We start from the raw sequence: 21,182 nt of genomic DNA on the forward strand, positions 1-21,182 counted from the left end.
ATACGCACCTCGCCAATACGGAGACACCCACGACATGAATTCGCGCGAAACCCGGGGCATGCTGCTCGGCCTCATCGGCGTGATGATCTTCAGCCTGACGCTGCCGATGACGCGGATCGTCGTATCCGAACTCAACCCGCTGCTCAACGGGCTCGGCCGCGCGCTCGCCGCCGCCGTGCCGGCCGGCCTGCTGCTGTGGTGGCGCCGCGAGCGGCTGCCGACCCGCGCGCAACTGAAAAGCCTCGCGATCACGTCGGCCGGCGTGATCATCGCGTACCCGGTGTTCTCGGCGTGGGCGATGAAATCGGTGCCGGCCTCGCACGGCGCGGTGGTCAACGGACTGCAACCGCTGTTCGTCGCGCTGTATGCGGCATGGCTGTCGCACGAACGGCCGTCGAAGGCGTTCTGGGCCAGTGCGGTGGCCGGCAGCGCGCTCGTGATCGCGTTCGCGCTGCGTGACGGCGGAGGCACCGTGCAGGCCGGCGACGCGCTGATGCTCGTCGCGGTCGGCATCGGCGCGTTGGGCTATGCGGAAGGCGCGCGCCTCGCGCGCCAGATCGGCGGCTGGCAGGTGATCTGCTGGGCGCTCGTCGTGTCGGCGCCGTTCCTCGTGCTGCCGGTCGGCTGGCTCGCATGGATGCAGCACGCCGCGCATCCGGGGCCGCTCGCGCCACGCACCTGGCTCGCGTTCGGCTACGTGACCCTCTTTTCGCAATTCATCGGCTTTTTTGCATGGTATGCGGGGCTCGCGATGGGCGGCACCGCGCGCGTCGGCCAGGTGCAACTGCTGCAGATTTTCTTCACGATCGCCTTTTCCGCGCTGCTGTTCGGCGAAACGGTCACGCCGTCGACGTGGCTGTTCGCCGCCGCCGTGATCGCGACCGTGGTGCTCGGGCGCCGCTCGGCGGTCGCCACGGCGCCGCGCGCCGCTCGCGCCGGCTGATGAGGTGCGCCATAATGGACGTTTTGCCTGATCGGTTTCGCCTGACTGGCCGTGCCCACCCAGCCGCGAAGGCGCCATCGTGCTCGCGCTCGCCCACCCGGCGGCGTCGAAGCGATCCGCCTGATCGACCTTTCTTGACTGACCACGATATCCGAACGAGGAGACTATGAATCCGAGCGACCTGCATCCGCCGCACTGGCAGCTTTCCGAACGCGCCCGCAAGCTGACGAGCTCGGCGATCCGCGAGATCCTGAAGGTCACGGAACGCCCCGAGGTCATCTCGTTCGCCGGCGGCCTGCCCGCCCCCGCGACGTTCCCGGCCGAACGCATGCGCGCCGCCGCCGACCGCGTGCTGCGCGATGCGCCGGCCGCCGCACTCCAGTACAGCGCGACCGAAGGCTACCTGCCGCTGCGCGAGTGGATCGCCGAGCGCTACAGCGTGCGCGTGTCGCAGGTGCTGATCACGACCGGCTCGCAGCAGGCGCTCGACCTGCTCGGCAAGGCGCTGATCGACCCGAACAGCCCGATCCTCGTCGAAACCCCGACCTACCTCGGCGCGCTGCAATCGTTCTCGCTGTACGAGCCGCGCTACGTGCAGGTGCCGACCGACGAGCAGGGCCTGCTGCCGGAAGGCCTCACGCCCGAACTCACGCAAGGCGCGCGGCTGCTGTACGCGCAGCCGAACTTCCAGAACCCGACCGGCCGCCGCCTGCCCGTCGAGCGCCGCCGTGCGCTCGCCGCGTTCGCGCAGACGAGCCCGTTCCCGGTGCTGGAGGACGATCCGTACGGCGCGCTGAACTACCAGGGCGAGCCGCTGCCGACGATGCTGTCGATGGCGCCCGACCACGTCGTGCATCTCGGCACGTTCTCGAAGGTGCTCGCGCCGGGCCTGCGGATCGGCTACATCATCGCGCCCGAGGAACTCCACTTCAAGCTCGTGCAGGCCAAGCAGGCCACCGACCTGCACACGCCGACGCTCACGCAGCGCATCGCGCACGAAGTGATCAAGGACGGCTTCCTCGACGAGCACATCCCGACGATCCGCGAGCTGTACAGCGCGCAGTGCGACGCGATGCTCGGCGCGCTCACGCGCCACATGCCGGCAGGCGTCACGTGGAACCGCCCGGAAGGCGGGATGTTCATCTGGGTGAACCTGCCCGCGCAGATCGACAGCATGAAGCTGCTCGCCGCGGCCGTCGACAACCACGTCGCCTTCGTGCCGGGCGCGCCGTTCTTCGCGGAAAACGCGCAGCAGAACACGCTGCGCCTGTCGTTCGTGACGGTGCCGCCCGAGAAGATCGAGGAAGGCGTCGCGCGCCTCGGCAAGCTGCTGCGCGAGCGCCTCTGATCCCCTTTTTCCTGTCACGACTCTCTACGAGGAATCGAACACATGGCTAACGTCTACGACAAACTGAAGTCGCTCGGCATCGAGCTCCCGACCGCCGGCGCCCCGGCTGCCGCCTACGTGATGAGCGCGCAAAGCGGCAACACGGTCTACCTGTCGGGCCACATCGCGAAGAAGGACGGCAAGGTCTGGGCCGGCAAGCTCGGCGCGGATCTGCAAACGGAAGACGGCAAGGCCGCCGCCCGCTCGATCGCGATCGACCTGCTCGCGACGCTGCACGCGCACACCGGCGACCTGAACAAGGTCACGCGCATCGTCAAGCTGATGAGCCTCGTCAACTCGACGCTCGACTTCACCGAACAGCACGTCGTGACGAACGGCGCGTCGGAGCTGATCGCCGAAGTGTTCGGCGACGCGGGCAAGCATGCGCGCTCGGCATTCGGCGTCGCGCAGATCCCGCTCGGCGCGTGCGTCGAGATCGAACTGATCGCCGAAGTCGCGTAACGGGCGCAGCGCGATGCACGGTCGTCTCGTTCGCTTCAAGCAGGTCGACGTGTTCACGTCGGTGCCGTTCAAGGGCAATCCGCTTGCCGTGGTGTTCGACGCCGATTCGCTCGGCGACGACGCCATGCTCGAGATCGCCCGCTGGACGAACCTGTCGGAAACGACGTTCCTCTGCACGCCGACCGATCCGGAAGCCGACTATCGCGTGCGGATCTTCACGACCGGCGGCGAACTGCCGTTCGCCGGCCACCCGACGCTCGGCACCGCGCATGCGTTCCTGGAAAGCGGCGCGCGGCCGCGCACGCCGGGCCGGCTGATCCAGCAGTGCGGGGTCGGCCGGGTTGCGCTGCGCGAGCAGGGCGGCCGCTGGGCGTTCGCCGCGCCGCCGGCACGCGTCACGCCGCTCGACCGTTCGGACTACGCGGTACTGGCCGCCGCGCTGCGCAGCGACGCGCTCGACCTGGACGCCGAGCCGTGCGCGGTGGACAACGGCGCACCGTGGCTGGTCGTGCGGCTGAAGTCGGCCGATGCGTGCATCGGCCTGTCGCCCGATCCTGCCGCGCTGGCGGCGCTGACCCACCGCTACGGCGTGGACGGCCTCGCCGCCTACGCGCCGCACGCCGAAGGCGGCCCCGCGACGTTCGAGATCCGCTGCCTGATGACCGGCGGCCAGTTCGGCACGCCCGGCGAGGACCCCGTCACCGGCAGCGCGAACGCCGCGCTCGCGGGGCTGCTGACGCGCCAGGAACGCCGCCCCGGCCAATCGTATACAGCCCGCCAGGGCACGGCGATCGGCCGCGACGGCCGCATCTTCGTCAGCTACGACGACGACGGCACGACCTGGATCGGCGGCCACGTCGTCACGGTCGTCGACGGCACGTTCCGGTCACCCGACTGACATTTCGCGATGTGGATGGCGCCGGCTCGTCCGGCGCCCTACGCTTTGCCCAACTATCGCAAAAACGTTCCAGCCAGTAATATCGGGCCTAATCCGTTGTTTCGGAGGTCTGTCCATGGTTGCGCGTCCCGCGAACGAACAGACGTCGGGACAATCCGAACCATAGCCGGCCATCCAGACGGATGGCGCACGCGAGCAGGACGCCGCCCTCTTCGATGAGCTCTGCCCGGTCCAACCACACGCCGCCGAACCGGCCGCTGCGCGCGCCGCGCAAGTCGCGCCGGCGTGCGCTGTTCGCCATCCCGCTGCTCGGGATGCTGGCGCTCGCGCTGCTGTGGGCCGTGATCATCGCGCGTCTGTCCGTCGAAAAGGACAGTGCGTACAAGGAAGCGGCGGCCTCCGCGGCGATCCTGTCGTCCGCGCTCGAGCAGCATACGGTCAAGGCGATCCACCAAGTCGACCAGATCACCCGCTTCGTCAAGTTCGAATTCGAGAAATCGCCGGCGCGCTTCAATCTCGCGAGCGCCGTCGAGAAAGGCGTCGTGCCGAGCGACACGCTGATCCAGGTATCGCTCGTCAACGCGAAGGGCATCCTGTTCGCGAACACCGCCGAACTCCATCCGCAGCCGATCAACCTGTCCGACCGCGAGCACTTCAAGGTCCACCTCGCGCACAACGACGACCGCCTCTTCATCAGCAAGCCCGTGCTCGGCCGCGTGTCGAGCCACTGGACGCTGCAGATGACGCGGCGCCTGAACAACCCGGACGGCAGCTTCGCGGGCATCGTCGTGGTGTCGGAAGACCCGAGCTACTTCACGAACGATTTCTACAACAACGCGGCCATCGGCAAGGAAGGCGTGATCGCGGTCGTGTCCGATACGGGCGCAGTGCTCGCGCGGCGCACAGGCTCGGTGAGCAACGCGCCGGGCGCGTTTTCGGCGTCGGGCGTCTACCCGATCGCCGAGCGCGTGACGGGCACGATCATCGATCCGATCGACGGCGTGACGCGCATCGTGTCGTACCGCCACCTCGACGGCTACCCGCTCGCGGTGATGGTCGGCCTGTCGCAGACGGAAGAGTTCGCGGACTACACCCACACGCGCAACGTCTACCTGCTGATGACGAGCTTCATCACGCTCGCGATGCTCGCGTTTTTCGGCGTCGCGACGGGCCTGATCGGCAAGCTGCTCGGCCGCGAGCGCGAAATGACGCAGCTCGCCGAATACGACCTGCTCACCGGCCTCGCGAACCGCTATGCGACGCTGCGCGGGCTGCGCAACGACGTGTCGATGCCCGCGAGCCTGTCGCGGCTCGGCCTGCTGTTCATCGATCTCGACAACTTCAAGACCGTCAACGACACGCTCGGCCACAACGCCGGCGACATCGTGCTGCAGATGACCGCGTCGCGCCTGGCCGATGCGGTCGGCGACGAAGGTTCGCTCGCGCGCATCGGCGGCGACGAGTTCGTCGTCGTGATGAAGGGCGACGACGTCGAGCGGCGCGCGGTGCGGCTCGCGGAAGCGATCATCCGGATGTTCGGCGAGCCGTTCGACGTGCGCGGCAGTTCGTTCGTGCTGCATGCGAGCATCGGCATCGCGCTGCACACCGTCGCGAACGAAAGCGAGATCGACCTGCTGAAAAAGGCCGACCTCGCGATGTACAGCGCGAAGGACGCCGGCAAGAACTGCTACCAGTTCTATGCGCCGCACCTGTCGCACCGGGCCGACCATCTGATGCGCTGGGAACAGCAATTGCGCGTCGCGCTCGCCGAGGGGCAGTTGTTCCTCGCGTACCAGCCGAAGATCGACCTCACGCATCGCACCATCACCGGCTTCGAGGCGCTCGCACGCTGGGATCACCCCGAGCACGGCGTCATCTCCGCGAACGAATTCATTTCGATCGCCGAATCGACCGGCCTGATCGTGCCGATCGGCGACTTCGTGATCCGCACCGCGTGCGAGCAGATCGCGCGCTGGCGCGACGAAGGCCACGACACGCTGACGCTCGCGGTCAACATCTCGCCCGTGCAGTTCTGGCGCGGCGACCTGATCGAGACGATCTCGCAGGCGCTGCAGGACACCGGCATCCCCGCGAACCGGCTCGAGATCGAGATCACCGAGACCGCGATGATGGAATATCCGGAACTCGTGTCCGAGAAGATCGTCGCGCTGAAAAAGCTCGGCATCCGGATCGCGCTCGACGATTTCGGCACCGGCTATTCATCGCTGTCGTACCTGCACCGCTTCTCCGTCGATACGCTGAAGGTCGACCGCTCGTTCGTGCAGGCGATTCCGAACGACCGCAGCGTGTGCGTGATGGTGTCGTCGATCGTGCATCTCGCGCGCTCGCTCGGGCTGACGGTCGTCGTCGAGGGCACCGAGACCGAGGAGCAGATCACGTGGCTGTCCGCGCTCGGCGAAATCGAGGCGCAGGGCTTCCTGTTCTCGCGCCCGGTGCCGGCCGATGCGATTCCCGCGCTGATCGCCCGCTTCGGCGTGCGCGGCGAGCATCCGAATGTCGTCGCGCATCGCGCGACCGGCAGCACGGGCGCCTGAGCGCCGCCCTGCTGCAGGCGCGCGCGTTGTGCGACGCCGCAATTATTTCGTTTTCCGATCCGATCGTTCAATTCATTAACTAGCGTTTTCGCGCATGGCAGTGTCATGATGCGCAGCGGACAATCGGGAGGGCCGACGTGTCGGCGGGCCGCCGGCACGGCCATACGCGAGAGATCTGGCCCTGCGCCAACCACACCAATCATGACAACCGTCGAAGTCGAAGCGACCGCGCGTGTCGAAGAGGCACCGGCATCCCTATGGGCCTTGTTCAAGGTCGTCGCCGGCATTTCGGCCGTTTCGTGGGGCGGACTTTCGATGATGGCGCAACTCGAACGCCATTACGTGGAGCGGCTGCGGCGCATCGAGCCGCACGTCTTCGGCGATCTCGTCGCGCTCGCATGGCTCGTCCCGGGCCCCGTCGGCTGCAACGTCGCCGTGCAGGTCGGCCAGACGCTGCATGGCCGTGCCGGCGCCTGGGTCGCCGGCATCGCGAGCGTGCTGCCGTTCTCGATCCTGATGACGCTGTTCGCGATCTTCTATCAGACGCCGCTCGTGCGCTCGCTTGCCGCGCCGATGCTGATCAATCACTTCGGCATGGTGCTCGCCGCGCTGATCGGCGTCACGTGGGTCAAGCAGGTGCGCTCGCTCGCGCGCACGCGGCTCGAACAGGCGATCGCCGCACTATCGACGATTCTGCTCGCTTTCGCGCATAGTCCGGCCGCTTTCGTCGGGATTCTGTTCGCCGCGTTTGCAGCGGGCTGGCTGACGGGGCCGCCGCAGCGCGACGCGGTCGATTTCACGCTGTCGAAGCGCGACCGCACCCTGCTCGTGCTGCTCGGCGTGCTCGTCGTGCTGTTCGCGGTGCCGCTGCCCGGCGATTACCAGGCGGAATTGCTATGGCCGCGCCTCGCGGGCGCCGGCATGACGCTGTTCGGCGGCGGCTTCTCCGCGCTGCCGGTGCTCAAGACGCTGTTCGTCTCGCCGGCGACCGGCATCTCCGATCACGACTTCACGCTGGCGTTCGCGCTGTCGCCGGTCGCGCCGGGGCCGTTGCTGAACGTCGTGCCGTTTCTCGGCTATCTGACCGACGGATGGGTCGGCGCGCTGCTCGCCACGGCCGCGCTGTTCATTCCGTCGGGATGCCTCGTCGTGTTTGCGCAGAACCATCTGCTCCGGCTCAAGCGCCATTCGCGCTTCGAGCACGGGATGCGCCTGCTGCGCGCGGCGACGACCGGCTTTCTCGTGGTCGCCGTCGTGAAAATCCTGCATCGCGAACCGGCCGACCCGGTTTACTGGCTGACGGGCGCGTTCGCCACGCTGTGCTTCACGCGCTTCAAGGTGCCCGTCTATGCCGTGTACGGCGCGGTCGCCGTGGTGTGCAGCGTGTGGCTGTGGGCCGCGCGCTGACGGGCGCCGGCCGTCGCCCTGTCCGGTCTGGTCCGCCTCACCCGCTCAACCTGCCTGCACCGTAACCCGGCGTGCCATCCAGCGGGCGCGCAGCGCGTCGTACGCGAGGTTGAAGCAGAACGTGTAAGGCAGGAAGAACAGCACGATACCGAGGTCGAGCAACAGCGCCTCGACGAGGCTCACGTTCAGCCACCACGCGGCAACCGGCACCACCATCGCGACGAGGCCAAGCTCGAACGTCACCGCGTGCGCGACCCGCATGCCGAGCGTGCGCGACAACCCGGCCCGGCGCTCGAAGCGGTCGAACAGCGTGTTGAACGTCATGTTCCACGCCATCGCGATCAGCGACACCATCACCGTCAGCACGCCGACGTGCGATACCGGCATGTCGAGCAGCCATGCGCCGATCGGCGCGCACAGCGCGATCGCCACCAGTTCGAACGTCAGCGCGTGCAGCAGCCGTTCCGTCACCGTTTTATTGATCTGTTTCATGATTCGCTCCAATGCGTTACCTGATCCATGTCGGCCATTTTGATCGGCACAACCGTATGAATCCAGTTTGATATCATCGGTTTTACCGATATAACGCTGCCAGGAGCCCTGCATGCACCACGCCCCGGAAGCCCTGCTCGCATTCGCCGAAGCGGCGCTGCTCGGCTCGTTTACGGCCGCCGCACGCAAGCTCGGCAAGCGCCAGTCGACGGTGTCGGAAGCGATCGCGAATCTCGAAATCGACCTCGGCGTGCAACTGTTCGATCGCTCGACGCGCGCGCCGACGCTCACCGACGCCGGCCGCGCGCTGCTGCCGCACGTGCAGCGCGCGCTCGAGGCCAGCGCGGCGATCGACCGCACGGCCGCCCGGCTCGCGCACGGAGAGGAAGCGCGGCTCACGCTCGTCGTCTCGGATACGTACCAGTCGAAGCGCTACGAAGAGACGTTGATGGCGCTCGAACGGCGTTTTCCGGCGCTCGAGCTCGAATGCCAGATCGCCGAGCACGACGACGTCCTCGACCTGATCCAGCAAGGCCGCGCGCAACTCGGGCTGATGGCCGCGCGCGCGGCCTATCCCGCCGATATCGGCGCGGCGACCGTAGCGGAGAAATCGGAGATCGGGCTGTTCGTCGGCCGCACGCACGCGCTCGCCGCATATGGCGACGCCGAGGTGCCGCACGCGGCGCTGCGCGACGTGCGCGAACTGCGCCTCAATACCTACGTGAAAACGGAAGGTCGCGGCACCGACGACCGGATCGTCGTCGGCACGCAGCACTGGCTCGCGCCGAGCTACCTGATGCTGCTGGAGATGGCGGTGCTGGGGTTCGGCTGGGCTGAACTGCCGCGCTGGATGGTCGAGCACTTCGCGCGCGACCGCCTGTGCGAGCTGCATGCGCGCGGCTGGCCGCGCCGCGTGCGGGTGGATGCTGTCTGGTCGCGCAACCGGCCGCTCGGGCCGGCCGGGTCATGGCTGCTCGATGCGATGCTGGCCGCGTAGCGGCGCGTGTGCCGTCGAGCCTGCCGGGGACGGAGGGCTGAGGGCTGGCGCCAGCCGGTCAGAAACCGCGCGACAGCACGGCCGCGCCGATCGTGACGACGCCGAGCACGAGGTTCACGACGACGAGCAGGCGCACCGCGTTCACCGCGCGCGCGCCATCCGGCCAGTTCTGCGCCTGCACCGCACGGCGAATGCGCGGAAACAGCGCGAAGCGGATGTGCCCGAAGATCAGCATCATCACGACGCCGAGCCCGGCCATCGCGTGCAGCGACCACGTCGCGTGCGCGCCGCCGAAGCTCGTCAACAGGAACCCGCCGGACAGCAGGATCACGATCACGGCCCCTGAAACCCAGTTGAAGAAGCGGCCGAACACGCCTTCGATCAGCGGCAGCCGCAACTGCGGCGACAGGTCGGACAGCGCGGGGCGCAGGCAGAAGTGCGCGAAGACCATCCCGCCCACCCACACGGCGACGGCCAGCAGGTGAAGAAACAGCGCGACGGCAACGGCGTGGGACATGGGGCGATCCTGTGATGAATGGGGTGCAGCGAACGGCCGCGTCGCACGCGGCATCAAGCGACGTTCGACTCGCCAGCCGCGCGGCGGTTCAGACCCTCAGCGCGATTTCACACTATTTTGCAAATTCCGCGTGACAGCGCCACGCTTGCTTACCCGAATCCTCGCCGGCAAGAAAAAGCCGCACGCCGCCGAAGCGGACGTTCGGCCGTCGATCGCGGCCGAACCGGACGATCCGGGCGGCCGCGCAGCGCGCGGCGTCAGCCGAGCAGCGGACGCAGTTCGTTGACGACCTTGAGCTTCGTGTCCGGCGCACGGCCCTTGCGGGCGCGCTTGCCGATATGCGGCGCGAGCCCGGCATACGACAGCGTGTCGTCCTGCGGCTTGCCGCCGCGGCCGGTGCCGATCAGCACGACGCCGGCCGGATCGATCGCCAGCGCCTGCACGAGCGTTTCCTTGTCGTCGAGCGCCATCAGGATCACGCCGCGCCCGCCGCCGGACAGCGTCTTCATCTCGTCCATCCCGAACACCAGCAAGCGCCCGCCGCTCGACAGGCACGCGACCTGCGTCGCGTTCGGCAGCACCGGCATCGGCGCGAGCGGCACCGCACCCGCATCGATCGTCATGAACGACTTGCCGGCCTTCAGGCGGCTCACCATGTCGCCGACCTTCGCGAGGAAGCCGAAGCCGTTGCTCGACGCGAGCAGCAGTTGCTGATCGGCCGGCGCCGCGTAGTAGTGCATCAGGTGCGAACCCGATTCGAGTTCGATCAGCGACGTGACCGGCACGCCGTCGCCGCGCCCGCCCGGCAGCACCGACACGTCGACCGAATACACGCGGCCGCTGCTGCCCCACGCGATCAGGCGATCCGGCGTGCGGCACTGGAACGCCGCGTACAGGTGGTCGCCCGCCTTGAACGTGAAGCCGGCCGGATCGAGCCCGTGGCCCTTCAGCGCACGCACCCAGCCCTTCTGCGACACGACCACCGTCACCGGCTCGTCGACCACCTTCGCCTCGAACGTCGCGCGCTTTTCCTGCTGGATCAGCGTGCGGCGATCGTCGCCGTACTGCTTCGCATCGGCCTCGATCTCCTTGATCATCAACCGCTTCATCGCGCTTTCGTTCGCGAGCAGTTCCTCGAGCTTTGCCTTCTCGTCGCGCAGCGCGTCGAGTTCCTTCTCGATCTTGATCTTCTCGAGCCGCGCGAGCTGGCGCAGGCGGATTTCGAGGATGTCCTCGGCCTGCCGCTCGCTGAGGCCGAACGCGCTCATCAGCGCGGCCTTCGGCTCGTCCGACTCGCGGATGATGCGGATCACCTCGTCGATGTTCAGGAAGACGATCATCCGCCCTTCGAGGATGTGGATGCGGTCGTCGACCTTCGCGAGACGATGGCGGCACCGGCGCGTCATCGTCAGTTGGCGGAACTTCACCCATTCGTCGAGGATCGTCAGCAGGCCCTTCTGGCCCGGCCGACCGTCTGCGCCGATCATCACGAGGTTCAGCGTCGCGTTCGATTCGAGGCTCGTGTACGCGAGCAGCGTGTTCACGAATTCCGTCTGGTCGATCGTGCGCGACTTCGGCTCGAACACGAGCCGCACCGCGGCTTCCTTGCCCGACTCGTCGCGCACCGCGTCGAGCAGGTCGAGCATCGCCTTCTTCGTGTTGAGCTGCTCGGGCGTCAGCGTCTTCTTGCCGAGCTTGAGCTTCGGGTTGGTCAGTTCCTCGATTTCCTCGAGCACCTTCTGGCCCGACGTGCTCGGCGGCAGCTCGGTGACGACGAGCTGCCACTGGCCGCGCGCGAGATCCTCGATCTTCCACTTCGCGCGCACCTTCAGGCTGCCGCGGCCCGTTTCGTACGCCGCCGCGATTTCGGTGTCGCTCGAGATGATCTGGCCGCCGCCGGGGAAATCCGGGCCGGGAATCAGGTTCATCAGCTCCGCGTGCGTGAGCTTCGGATTGCGGATCAATGCGACCGCCGCCGCCGCGACTTCGCGCAGGTTGTGCGACGGGATTTCGGTGGCGAGGCCGACCGCGATGCCCGACGCGCCGTTCAGCAGCACGAACGGCATGCGGCTCGGCAGCGTCTTCGGCTCCTCGAACGAGCCGTCGTAGTTCGGCATGAAGTCGACCGTGCCCTGGTCGATCTCGTCGAGCAGCAGCTTCGCGATCGGCGTGAGGCGCGCTTCCGTGTAACGCATCGCCGCCGCGCCGTCGCCGTCGCGCGAGCCGAAGTTGCCCTGCCCGTCGATCAGCGGGTAGCGCAGCGAGAAATCCTGCGCGAGCCGCACGAGCGCGTCGTATGCCGACTGGTCGCCGTGCGGGTGGTATTTACCGAGCACGTCGCCGACCACGCGTGCCGACTTCACCGGCTTCGCGTCGGGCCCGAGGCCCATTTCGTTCATCGCGAACAGGATCCGGCGCTGCACCGGCTTCTGGCCGTCGCACACGTCGGGCAGCGCGCGGCTCTTCACGACGCTGACCGCGTAGCTGAGATACGCCTGCTCCGCGTAGTTGCCGAGCGTCAGCGCGTCGCTCTCGGGCGCGTCGGGGCTGGCAAAGAGATCGGAAGTATTGTCGTCCATCTGAATTCCGTATTCGTAAGTGGCGTGAGGCCGGGCCGGGCGTCATGCCCGGCCGCGCGGAACGCTCCGCTTAAATGTCCGCTTCGACGTCGTTGCCCTTTTCCTCGAGCCAGCCGCGCCGCGCGGCTGCCTCGCCCTTGCCCATCAGCATCGTCATCCGCGCGACGGTCGCCTCGTAGTCGAGCTCGCCGAGCTTCACCGGCATCAGGCGGCGCGTGTCGGGATTCATCGTCGTGTCCCACAGCTGCTCGGCGCTCATTTCACCGAGGCCCTTGAAGCGGCTGATGCTCCACTGCGTGTCGCGCACGCCGTCCTTGCGCAGCTTGTCGAGGATCGCCTCGAGCTCGCCGTCGTCAAGCGCATAGAGCTTCTGCGCGGGCTTCTTGCCGCGCGCGGGCGCGTCGACGCGGAACAGCGGCGGACGCGCGACGTACACGTGGCCGCGCTCGATCAGTTGCGGGAAATGCTTGAAGAACAGCGTGAGCAGCAGCACCTGGATGTGCGAGCCGTCGACGTCCGCGTCCGACAGGATGCAGATCTTGCCGTAGCGCAGGTTCGACAGGTCGACGGTGTCGTCGGGGCTGTGCGGATCGACGCCGATCGCGACCGAGATGTCGTGCACCTCGTTGTTCGCGAACAGGCGGTCGCGCTCGGTTTCCCACGTATTCAGCACCTTGCCGCGCAGCGGCAGGATCGCCTGGTATTCCTTGTCGCGGCCCATCTTCGCGGAGCCGCCCGCCGAGTCGCCCTCGACCAGGAACAGTTCGTTGCGCGCGATATCTTCCGTCTCGCAATCGGTCAGCTTGCCGGGCAGCACCGCGACGCCCGAGCTCTTGCGCTTCTCGACCTTCTGGCCGGCGCGCGTGCGCGCCTGCGCCTGCTTGATCACGAGTTCGGCGAGCTTCTTGCCGTGCTCGACGTGCTGGTTCAGCCACAACTCGAGCGCCGGACGCGAGAACGACGATACGAGCTTCACCGCGTCGCGGCTGTTCAGCCGCTCCTTGATCTGCCCCTGGAACTGCGGATCGAGCACCTTCGCGGACAGCACGAACGACACGCGCGCGAACACGTCTTCCGCGAGCAGCTTCACGCCCTTTGGCTGCAGGTTGTGCAACTCGACGAAGCTCTTCACGGCCTGGTAGAGGCCGTCGCGCAGGCCCGACTCGTGGGTGCCGCCGGCCGGCGTCGGGATCAGGTTCACGTACGACTCGCGCACGAGCGAGCCTTCCTCGCTCCATGCGACGACCCACGACGCGCCCTCGCCCTCTGCAAAGGTTTCGTCGGTCGAACGTGAATCGGCGAAACGCTCGCCTTCGAACAGCGGGATCAGCAGTTCGCTGCCGTTCATTTCGTCGAGCAGGTAGCCGCGCAGGCCGTCTTCATACTTCCACGTCTGGCGCTCGCCGGTCTTCTCGTTGACGAGCACGACCTCGACGCCCGGCAGCAGCACGGCCTTCGAGCGCAGCAGGCGCTGCAGCTCGCCGAGCGGCAGGTTCGGCGAATCGAAGTACTTCGGATTCGGCCACACCTGCACGCGCGTGCCGGATTTCTTCTCGCCGCGGCCCGCGCCTTGCGTGGACAGCGGCTTCACGACGTCGCCGTCGGCGAAGCCGAGTTCGGCGATCTTGCCATCGCGCCACACCGTCACGTCGAGACGCGTCGCGAGTGCGTTCGTGACCGACACGCCGACCCCGTGCAGGCCGCCCGAGAACGTATAGGCGCCACCGGCGGCCTTGTCGAACTTGCCGCCCGCATGCAGGCGCGTGAACACGATCTCGACGACCGGCACGCCTTCTTCGGGGTGCATGCCGAACGGGATGCCGCGGCCGTCGTCTTCGACCGAGACCGACTGGTCGGCGTGCAGCGTGACGGTGATCTGCTTGCCGTAGCCGCCGAGCGCCTCGTCGGACGCGTTGTCGATGACTTCCTGGATGATGTGCAGCGGATTCTCGGTACGGGTGTACATGCCGGGACGCTGCTTGACCGGCTCGAGACCCTTGAGCACCTTGATCGATGCTTCGCTATAGGCCGCGCTGGGTTTCTTCGTTGACATAGGCGCTGAATTTCGTCATTCATCGGGACGTTGTCCACACCTCGTGTGGATAACGTCGTGGACAAAACGTTGAGTTCCGTAAAAAAGCGAATCGAAACAACGGTGTGCTTGGACTGCTCCGAAAGCGGGCGCGCGGCGTGTGCGGCGCGGCCCTGGACGCGCGGTATTTTACTGGTTCCGCGTGGCGCGCCAATCGCGGGATCGGCGCGCACCGCGCGCGTCACACCGGCTTGCGCTTCGCCTCGAGCGTTTCCCACCGTTCGAGCGCGGCGAGCAATTCGTCGTCGATCGCCGCGAACCGCTCGGTCAGGCGCGTGCCTTCCTGCGGGTCCTTCGCGAAAATCGCGCCGTCCTCGAGCTGTGCGTTGATCGTCTTCTGCTCCGCTTCGAGCGCGGCGATCTTCTCAGGCAGCGAATCGAGCTCGCGCTGCTCGTTGAACGACAGCTTCACCGTGCGCTGCGCGTTGCGGCCGGCCGCGCTCTTCGCCGGCTCGTCCTTCGCGGGCGCCGCTTCCTTGACCGCGCGCTTCGCCGCTTCCTGCTGCGCGAGCTGCTCCGAGCGCTCGCTCTGGATCTGCCAGTCGGTGAAGCCGCCGACATATTCGCGCCACTTGCCGTCGCCCTCCGCCGCGATCACCGACGTCACGACGTTGTCGAGGAACGCGCGATCGTGGCTGACCAAGAGCACCGTGCCGTCGTAGTCGGCCAGCAGCTCTTCGAGCAGTTCGAGCGTCGGAATGTCGAGGTCGTTGGTCGGTTCGTCGAGCACCAGCACGTTGGCCGGGCGCGCGAACAGGCGCGCGAGCAGCAGCCGGTTGCGCTCGCCACCCGACAGCGACTTCACCGGCGAACGCGCGCGCTCCGGCGCGAACAGGAAATCGCCGAGGTAGCTCATCACGTGCTTGCGCACGCCGCCGATCTCGACCCATTCGCTCCCCGGGCTGATCGTATCCGCGAGGCTCTTCTCCTGGTCGAGCTGCGCGCGCATCTGGTCGAAATACGCGACCTGCAGGTTCGTGCCGGTGCGCACCGTGCCTTCGTCGGGCTTGAGGTCGCCGAGGATCAGCTTCAGTAACGTCGTCTTCCCGGCGCCGTTCGGGCCGACGAAGCCGATCTTGTCGCCGCGCATGACCGTCGTCGAGAAGCGGTCGACCACCGTGCGGCCGCCGTAGCGCTTCGTCACGTCGGTCAGCTCCGCGACGATCTTGCCGGACTTCTCGCCCTGTGCGACATCGAGCTTCACGTTGCCCTGCGCATTGCGGCGCTCCGCGCGCTCGTTGCGCATCTGCACGAGTCGCGCGATGCGGCCGACGCTGCGCGTGCGGCGCGCTTCGACGCCCTTGCGGATCCACACTTCTTCCTGCGCGAGCAGCTTGTCGAACTTTTCATTCTCCACCCGCTCGACTTCGAGCTGCTGCGCCTTGCGCGTCTGGTACGCGGAGAAATTGCCCGGATACGACAGCAGCCGACCGCGATCGAGCTCGACGATGCGCGTCGCGACGCGGTCGAGGAACGCGCGATCGTGGGTGATGAACAGCAGGCCCGCGCGCTGCGCGACGAGCAGCTCTTCCAGCCAGCGAATGCCGTCGAAGTCGAGGTGGTTAGTCGGTTCGTCGAGCAGCAGCACGTCGGGCTGCAGCACCAGCGCGCGCGCCAGCGCGACGCGCTTCTGCATCCCGCCCGACAGCGCGTCGACGCTTGCGTCGACGTCCTGCAGGCCGATCTGCGCCAGCGTCATCGACACGCGCGTGCGCCAGTTCCACGCGTCGTGCGCGTCCAGCGACGACTGCAGCGCGTTCATCCGCGCGAGCAGCGCATCGTGCTCGGCGCCTTCCGGGATCTCCGCGAGGCGGTGCGCGATCGAATCGTATTCTTCGAGCAGTTCGCGCGTGTGCGCGAGCCCCGACGCGACCGCGTCGAACACCGTCGCGCCCGGCTCGAACTCGGGCTCCTGCGGCACGTAGACCGTCACGAGCTCCTGCTGGCGCGTGACCAGCCCGTCGTCGGGCTTCGCGAGATCGGCGACGATCTTCAGCAGCGACGACTTGCCCGCGCCGTTGCGGCCGATCAGGCCGACCCGCTCGCCGGCTTCCAGCGAGAAATCCGCGTGATCAAGCAACGCGACGTGACCGAACGCGAGCTGCGCGCCGGTAATGGAATAGAGCGACATGGGGAGACGGCGAAGAGAGAAATCGGAAGCGCCCATTGTACCGGGCGCGCGGGCCGGGATCGGCTTGGCTGGATGGACGAGCGCCGCAGGTTGCGCTTGAAGTGCGTCGGCGCGGTGCCGTGAGCGGGTTGCGGGCGGCTTTTCGCTTTGGATGCCGGCCGTCGTTTACTTGCCCGCGTAAACGGCGGAACGCCGGCCGGATACCCGCAGCCGGCCGATCGGCCGATCCCGTGCGCGGCGCGGCGAGCGTCGGCGCGGGACGTGCGGTTATTTCACGTTGATCGTGATCGTCGAGCTCAGTTCGGGACCGTACGAACGGTGCGCGCCGTCACCGAGCTGCAGCGTCAGCGTGTGCTGGCCAGGCGGCAGCTTCACGTCGGTTTCGGTCTGGGCCTTGCCGAAATGCAGCGAATGGTCGGTCGCCGGGATCACATCGCCCTTCGGCACCGGCTTGCCGTCGATCAGCAGATGATGGTGACCGGTATCCGGGGTCATGTCGCCGGCCGGCTTGAGCGCCATGCCTTCGAGACCGAACTTCACGTGTACGGGGCTCGACACCGTCGCGCCGTCCTGCGGCTCGACGAAGAACACACGCGCCTCGGCGCGCGCGAGCGTCGATACGGCCAGCGCCGCGACACAGACTGCACCCGCGATCCACTTTCTGTTGAGCATCGTTTCCTCCTTCAGATTGACAGGCTCACGAAGCATACACTGCATGCCCGACCGACGCGACGGCGCCGGTTGTTCGCGATGCGTACGTTTAAAACGACGTTGCGCAGGCGTTAGGCGAAATTCCGGTACCATTGCGCCTTTCGTCCGCCGGCCACGCTACGGACGGCATCGCCGAATTTTCATTATCCCGAGCGCAACATGAGCGAAGTAACCGAATACCAGAGCTGGGTCTGCCTGATTTGCGGGTGGGTCTACAACGAAGCGGAAGGGCTGCCCGACGAAGGCATCCCGGCCGGCACGCGTTTCGCCGACATTCCCGCCGACTGGCGCTGCCCGCTGTGCGACGTGGGCAAGGAAGATTTCGTCGTCGTCGATTTCTGATTTTCTGTTTCGATCGCGGTTGGTCACGCGATACGCGCGTCGGAGGTGCATTCCGCCCCGCCGACGCGCCGCGCGTTTGCTATACTCTGCGCGCTGTCCACACCGCCGTCCGGTTCGCCATCTCTTGCGCGAATGCCCGGATATGGCTCTCCCCGTAGTTCAATGGATAGAACAAGCGCCTCCTAAGCGCTAGATACAGGTTCGATTCCTGTCGGGGGGACCAGCCAAGCCCCAAACCTCCCCCAAGATTCCCAAGAAACTCTCCGCTCAAGCCCGTCTGGCGGCGCTCTAGCTCCTATCGTTACCCAAGGTTGCTCAGTGACAGCCAGAGAAAGTGTTGGTATTTTTGTTGGTATCAGCCGATACCAACAACACAGATACCAACAATGCCTCTCACTGACATACAGGTGCGGAACGCTAAGGCCAGCGCGGCACCATACAAACTGACGGACGGCAACGGGATGTTCTTGCTCGTCCAACCGAACGGCGCGAAGTACTGGCGCTTGTCCTACCGCTTCCGTGGCAAGCAGAAGACGCTCGCCCTCGGCGTCTATCCGGCCGTCACGCTTGCGACGGCACGGAAGAAGCGCGACGAGGCCCGCGAGCAGATCGCAGCCGGCATCGATCCGGGCGAGGCGAAGAAGGACGCAAGACGGGCCGCCGAGATCGCGGCGGCAAACTCATTCGAAGCGGTAGCCCGCGAGTGGTTCGACTCCCAGCGCCCGGGCTGGAGCGACGGCTACGCGGAGAAGGTGCTGAATTCGCTTGAGGTCGACGTGTTCCCGAAGATCGGTGCTCGCCCGATCGCGGAGATCGACTCGCCGCAGATGCTCAGCATCGTTCGCGAGGTCGAGGCGCGCGGGGTGCGTGAGACGGCGAAGCGAATCCTCCAACGCTCGCGCGCGGTCTTCCAGTACGGGATCATGACCGGGCGATGCTCCAGGAATCCGGCAGCCGACATCGACGCGCAGACGGTCTTGAAGAAGGGGCCCGGCGTACAGCACATGGCCCGCGTGAAGGCGACGGAGATTCCGCAGCTCATGCGAGACATCGACGCTTACCAAGGCGACCTAGTCACCCGGCTCGCGCTCCGCCTGATGGCACTAACGTTTGTGCGGACAACGGAAATGATCCGTGCGGAGTGGTCGGAGTTTGACGAGGCCGCCGCAGAATGGCGCGTACCGCCGGAACGCATGAAGATGCGCGACCCGCACATCGTGCCGCTCTCACGGCAGGCACTCGACGTGCTCGCCCAGCTCCGCGCGCTCAACGGCCAGCATCGATTCGTGTTCTACAGCGTGCAAGGCCGGAGTCACATCTCGAACAACACCATGCTCTACGCGCTCTATCGCATGGGCTACAAGTCGCGGATGACGGGGCATGGCTTTCGCGGACTCGCCGCCACGGCTCTACGTGAACTCGGCTTTGGCCGGGACGTTGTAGAGCGCCAGATGGCGCACGCCGAGCGCAATCAGGTGACGGCTGCCTACGTCCACGCTGAATATCTGCCCGAGCGCAGACGAATGATGCAGGCGTGGGGTGATCATCTCGACCAGCTCAAAGCGGGAGCCGAGGTCATCCGCATTGCGTCAGCCCGTTAATGAATCGCCGTCGCCCTTGCGACTTCGCCCACCTCCCTGCACCAACAACGATCGGAGCGAATACGTGCTGTGGTTGCCCAAACGATGGATCAGTTAGAGCCCATAGTTGCGAGCAAAGTCGAGAGCCTCGCCTGTTACATGTCCACAGGTCCGGTGGTGTTCAGATGTCCACCACCGGCGGCAGAGAATTGGCTTGAAGGGAAATCGATCGAATTTTGGTTCACAACACTCCAGCTTTGCAAGTGCGTCACGAATCGCCTCGTAGCCCTCGAACGTCTTCAGATATTGATCGCGCCAAGCTTCTGCCTCCCAATGGGCCGCAGCTGGTACCGGGAAGCCAATGGCTTGTAACGAGAAGCAGAACTGCTGATCGTTGATGATGTAGATCTCGTGGACGTTCGGGCTAGGGTTGAGGTAGTTCCAACCGAAAATCCAATACGGGTATCTCGTTCCCGCTGCTTCATGGTATTTCACGACATATTCCGAAACTGCTGCGACCACCGCATCCGGATTGATCGTTTCAAGCTTTGCATAGATGTCGCGCCCGGATGTTTTGGGATGCGTCAGATCGCCTCTGATGTCGTTAATGTTAGTGATCAGGTCGAGTGTAGCGGGCCCGAGAAGGAGCGACTTGCCGAGTAATTCCGTGGGCCACTTCTTGATCTTTGCGAGGATCTGCCCCTTCCTCAATTTGTTGAAAATCTCCTCTTCTGAATGCGTTGCGTTCATGTGTGCCCGCATCTTCTCGTTCAAGAATGCTTCAAGCGCAGCGATACCGAAATAGAGCGACGCAGTCAGATGATGCGAGCGCTCCATGCCCGTCTTTGCCTCGCGCGCAGTAACCGCTTCCCGATACAGCGAAGAGAAGTTTTGCCAGACTGGATTGACTGCCCAAAGATTCATAGTCGTCGTGAGATGTGGATCAATCGCGCAATTCAAGGTCGCGGCGGAAAAGCGCGGTTGTGAGATTGTTCGTGGTGTATCTAGGAGAATATGGTACGAATTTTCGTACATGCAGCAATCGTTGATTGATGTAGAAGCATCGAATCTCGATCGGCCCGGATCAGTTGACGGCCGGCGTTCCATCTCGCCCTTCCCTGTATGCCCCCCTTCCGTGCGTTCCCCACCAGCAAAACGGAAACGGCCTAGGCATAGGGCAAGCTTGTGATTTGGCCCCATATTATTATGTGCCCCCCTTGTTTCTGCCGTCAGTAGAGAAAAGACGCGGGTGTGAGCCCCCGCGTCTTTGCCCTAGACGCAGGGTCCCCCGCTTTCCGGTCGCCCCGACACTTGCGGTCGGCGCAACAATGCCCGATCGGGGCGCATCGCGGACACCCCCCTCGAAAACACGCCTCCGACGCCCATCGAATCCCGGAGAGCCGTGCCCCGCATAGCTTCGCGGTCGCTACGGTCGGTCGACGCCTGCCCGCTCAGTGCAAAACGAGTTGGAGATTTGGAGATAAACGCCTGAATCGGCCGCAAAGCCTTGCGGGGTAAGGCTTCGTGTGTCTCCAAACGATTTGGAGAACGCTGGAGATACTGGAGATAAACCAGCCCGGATTGTTACGGTGGCGGCAAGATTCGCGGCAGCTGCCCGCCCGGTTCCGTCTGGCACGTATCGCTCAAAGTAACTTTGACGCGCGGGAGAAATATGCCGCGCAAAGGAATGCCCGCCACCGCCCTCCCGGACGGCGGCGGTGCTGTTCACAGCTCAAGCGTGAAGATCGACGGCAGCACGCGATAGACCATGAACTTGCCGTGACCGGGGATGTACTCCTGCCGGTACGGATAGCCGTCGCTGCGCGGCATCAGCACGCCGCGCTTCATCAGTGCCTTGGCGACGATCTTGTGATCGAAGCCGGCGCACACGTCCTTGCGAAACACGGCCGCTTCGATCAGGTATTCCGTCTCGACGCTTTCGGCATCGTCGGCGCTCATCTTGCCGCCGAACTCGGCGTAATACTCCCGATCGGACGCGATGGGCGTGCGCCGCTCGTCGCGCTTCACATGCTGCTTGAAGCCCGCTCGATGCGGCACATTCGGCCGGTGGTCGTCCTGCGCCCGGTTT

Annotated in this window: 16 protein-coding genes, 1 tRNA gene and 1 pseudogene; 10 read left to right on the top strand and 8 right to left on the bottom strand. The window is 66.0% G+C overall.

Going from position 1 to position 21,182, the window contains the following annotated elements:
- The first annotated feature begins 34 nt into the window (after nt 1-34).
- The 6 genes from AP428_RS09385 (at nt 35) to AP428_RS09410 (ending at nt 7,652) form a co-directional block, all read left to right on the top strand.
- Nucleotides 35-943, top strand: coding sequence for a DMT family transporter (locus AP428_RS09385; RefSeq protein ID WP_006478176.1), 909 nt, complete (start codon nt 35-37; stop codon nt 941-943).
- Nucleotides 944-1,109: 166 nt separating this feature from the next.
- A complete protein-coding gene (locus AP428_RS09390) occupies nt 1,110-2,291 on the top strand; it encodes a PLP-dependent aminotransferase family protein (protein ID WP_006478175.1) in 1,182 nt (393 codons plus the stop codon).
- A 42-nt stretch (nt 2,292-2,333) separates the two neighbouring features.
- Nucleotides 2,334-2,792, top strand: a complete 459-nt coding sequence (locus AP428_RS09395) for a RidA family protein (RefSeq protein WP_006478174.1) — start codon at nt 2,334-2,336, stop codon at nt 2,790-2,792.
- Between the two features lie 13 nt (nt 2,793-2,805).
- Nucleotides 2,806-3,690 (top strand): PhzF family phenazine biosynthesis protein, encoded by an 885-nt coding sequence (locus tag AP428_RS09400; RefSeq protein WP_011545886.1) that lies wholly within the window; start codon nt 2,806-2,808, stop codon nt 3,688-3,690.
- A 215-nt stretch (nt 3,691-3,905) separates the two neighbouring features.
- A complete protein-coding gene (locus AP428_RS09405; RefSeq protein WP_027813796.1) occupies nt 3,906-6,245 on the top strand; it encodes an EAL domain-containing protein in 2,340 nt (779 codons plus the stop codon).
- Nucleotides 6,246-6,446: 201 nt separating this feature from the next.
- Entirely contained in the window at nt 6,447-7,652 is a 1,206-nt protein-coding gene (locus tag AP428_RS09410) for a chromate transporter (protein WP_011694344.1), read from the top strand.
- A gap of 45 nt (nt 7,653-7,697) precedes the next feature.
- On the opposite strand, the gene AP428_RS09415 is transcribed toward AP428_RS09410, so the two are convergent.
- On the bottom strand, nt 7,698-8,144 hold the full coding sequence (locus AP428_RS09415; protein ID WP_011694345.1) for a multidrug/biocide efflux PACE transporter: 447 nt from the start codon (nt 8,142-8,144) through the stop codon (nt 7,698-7,700).
- Between the two features lie 112 nt (nt 8,145-8,256).
- Here AP428_RS09415 and AP428_RS09420 point away from each other — a divergent pair, with 112 nt between their 5' ends.
- Nucleotides 8,257-9,141: a LysR family transcriptional regulator gene (locus AP428_RS09420; RefSeq protein ID WP_011545890.1), complete on the top strand. Its 885-nt coding sequence runs from the start codon at nt 8,257-8,259 to the stop codon at nt 9,139-9,141.
- Nucleotides 9,142-9,199: 58 nt separating this feature from the next.
- On the opposite strand, the gene AP428_RS09425 is transcribed toward AP428_RS09420, so the two are convergent.
- From AP428_RS09425 to AP428_RS09445, 5 genes are all read right to left on the bottom strand, one after another.
- Nucleotides 9,200-9,658 (bottom strand): CopD family protein, encoded by a 459-nt coding sequence (locus tag AP428_RS09425; protein ID WP_006487629.1) that lies wholly within the window; start codon nt 9,656-9,658, stop codon nt 9,200-9,202.
- Nucleotides 9,659-9,915: 257 nt separating this feature from the next.
- On the bottom strand, nt 9,916-12,237 hold the full coding sequence (parC, locus tag AP428_RS09430; RefSeq protein ID WP_011545891.1) for a DNA topoisomerase IV subunit A: 2,322 nt from the start codon (nt 12,235-12,237) through the stop codon (nt 9,916-9,918).
- Nucleotides 12,238-12,307: 70 nt separating this feature from the next.
- The gene (gene parE / locus AP428_RS09435) at nt 12,308-14,290 is read right to left on the bottom strand and encodes a DNA topoisomerase IV subunit B (RefSeq protein ID WP_006478167.1); all 1,983 of its coding nucleotides are present in this window, start codon (nt 14,288-14,290) and stop codon (nt 12,308-12,310) included.
- Nucleotides 14,291-14,510: 220 nt separating this feature from the next.
- Nucleotides 14,511-16,496 carry an ATP-binding cassette domain-containing protein gene (locus AP428_RS09440; protein WP_011545892.1) on the bottom strand — a complete coding sequence of 662 codons (1,986 nt, stop codon included), beginning with the start codon at nt 16,494-16,496 and terminating at the stop codon, nt 14,511-14,513.
- Nucleotides 16,497-16,727: 231 nt separating this feature from the next.
- Nucleotides 16,728-17,132, bottom strand: a complete 405-nt coding sequence (locus AP428_RS09445) for a DUF4399 domain-containing protein (RefSeq protein ID WP_011694346.1) — start codon at nt 17,130-17,132, stop codon at nt 16,728-16,730.
- A 198-nt stretch (nt 17,133-17,330) separates the two neighbouring features.
- On the opposite strand from AP428_RS09445, the gene AP428_RS09450 reads away from it, so the two are divergent.
- The 3 genes from AP428_RS09450 (at nt 17,331) to AP428_RS09460 (ending at nt 19,114) form a co-directional block, all read left to right on the top strand.
- A complete protein-coding gene (locus tag AP428_RS09450) occupies nt 17,331-17,513 on the top strand; it encodes a rubredoxin (RefSeq protein WP_006478164.1) in 183 nt (60 codons plus the stop codon).
- Nucleotides 17,514-17,661: 148 nt separating this feature from the next.
- Nucleotides 17,662-17,736: transfer RNA gene (locus AP428_RS09455), tRNA-Arg, on the top strand.
- A 163-nt stretch (nt 17,737-17,899) separates the two neighbouring features.
- The gene (locus AP428_RS09460) at nt 17,900-19,114 is read left to right on the top strand and encodes an integrase arm-type DNA-binding domain-containing protein (RefSeq protein ID WP_011545894.1); all 1,215 of its coding nucleotides are present in this window, start codon (nt 17,900-17,902) and stop codon (nt 19,112-19,114) included.
- 93 nt (nt 19,115-19,207) lie between these two features.
- Here AP428_RS09460 and AP428_RS09465 read toward each other — a convergent pair whose 3' ends face one another.
- Both AP428_RS09465 and AP428_RS37400 read right to left on the bottom strand, forming a co-directional pair.
- Nucleotides 19,208-20,128 carry a hypothetical protein gene (locus AP428_RS09465; protein ID WP_226292085.1) on the bottom strand — a complete coding sequence of 307 codons (921 nt, stop codon included), beginning with the start codon at nt 20,126-20,128 and terminating at the stop codon, nt 19,208-19,210.
- A gap of 690 nt (nt 20,129-20,818) precedes the next feature.
- Nucleotides 20,819-21,182: pseudogene (locus AP428_RS37400) on the bottom strand (hypothetical protein); the annotation flags it as partial.

Origin of the sequence: Burkholderia sp. E168m22 (assembly GCF_001319805.1) — a bacterium.
Lineage (GTDB): Bacteria > Pseudomonadota > Gammaproteobacteria > Burkholderiales > Burkholderiaceae > Burkholderia > Burkholderia orbicola.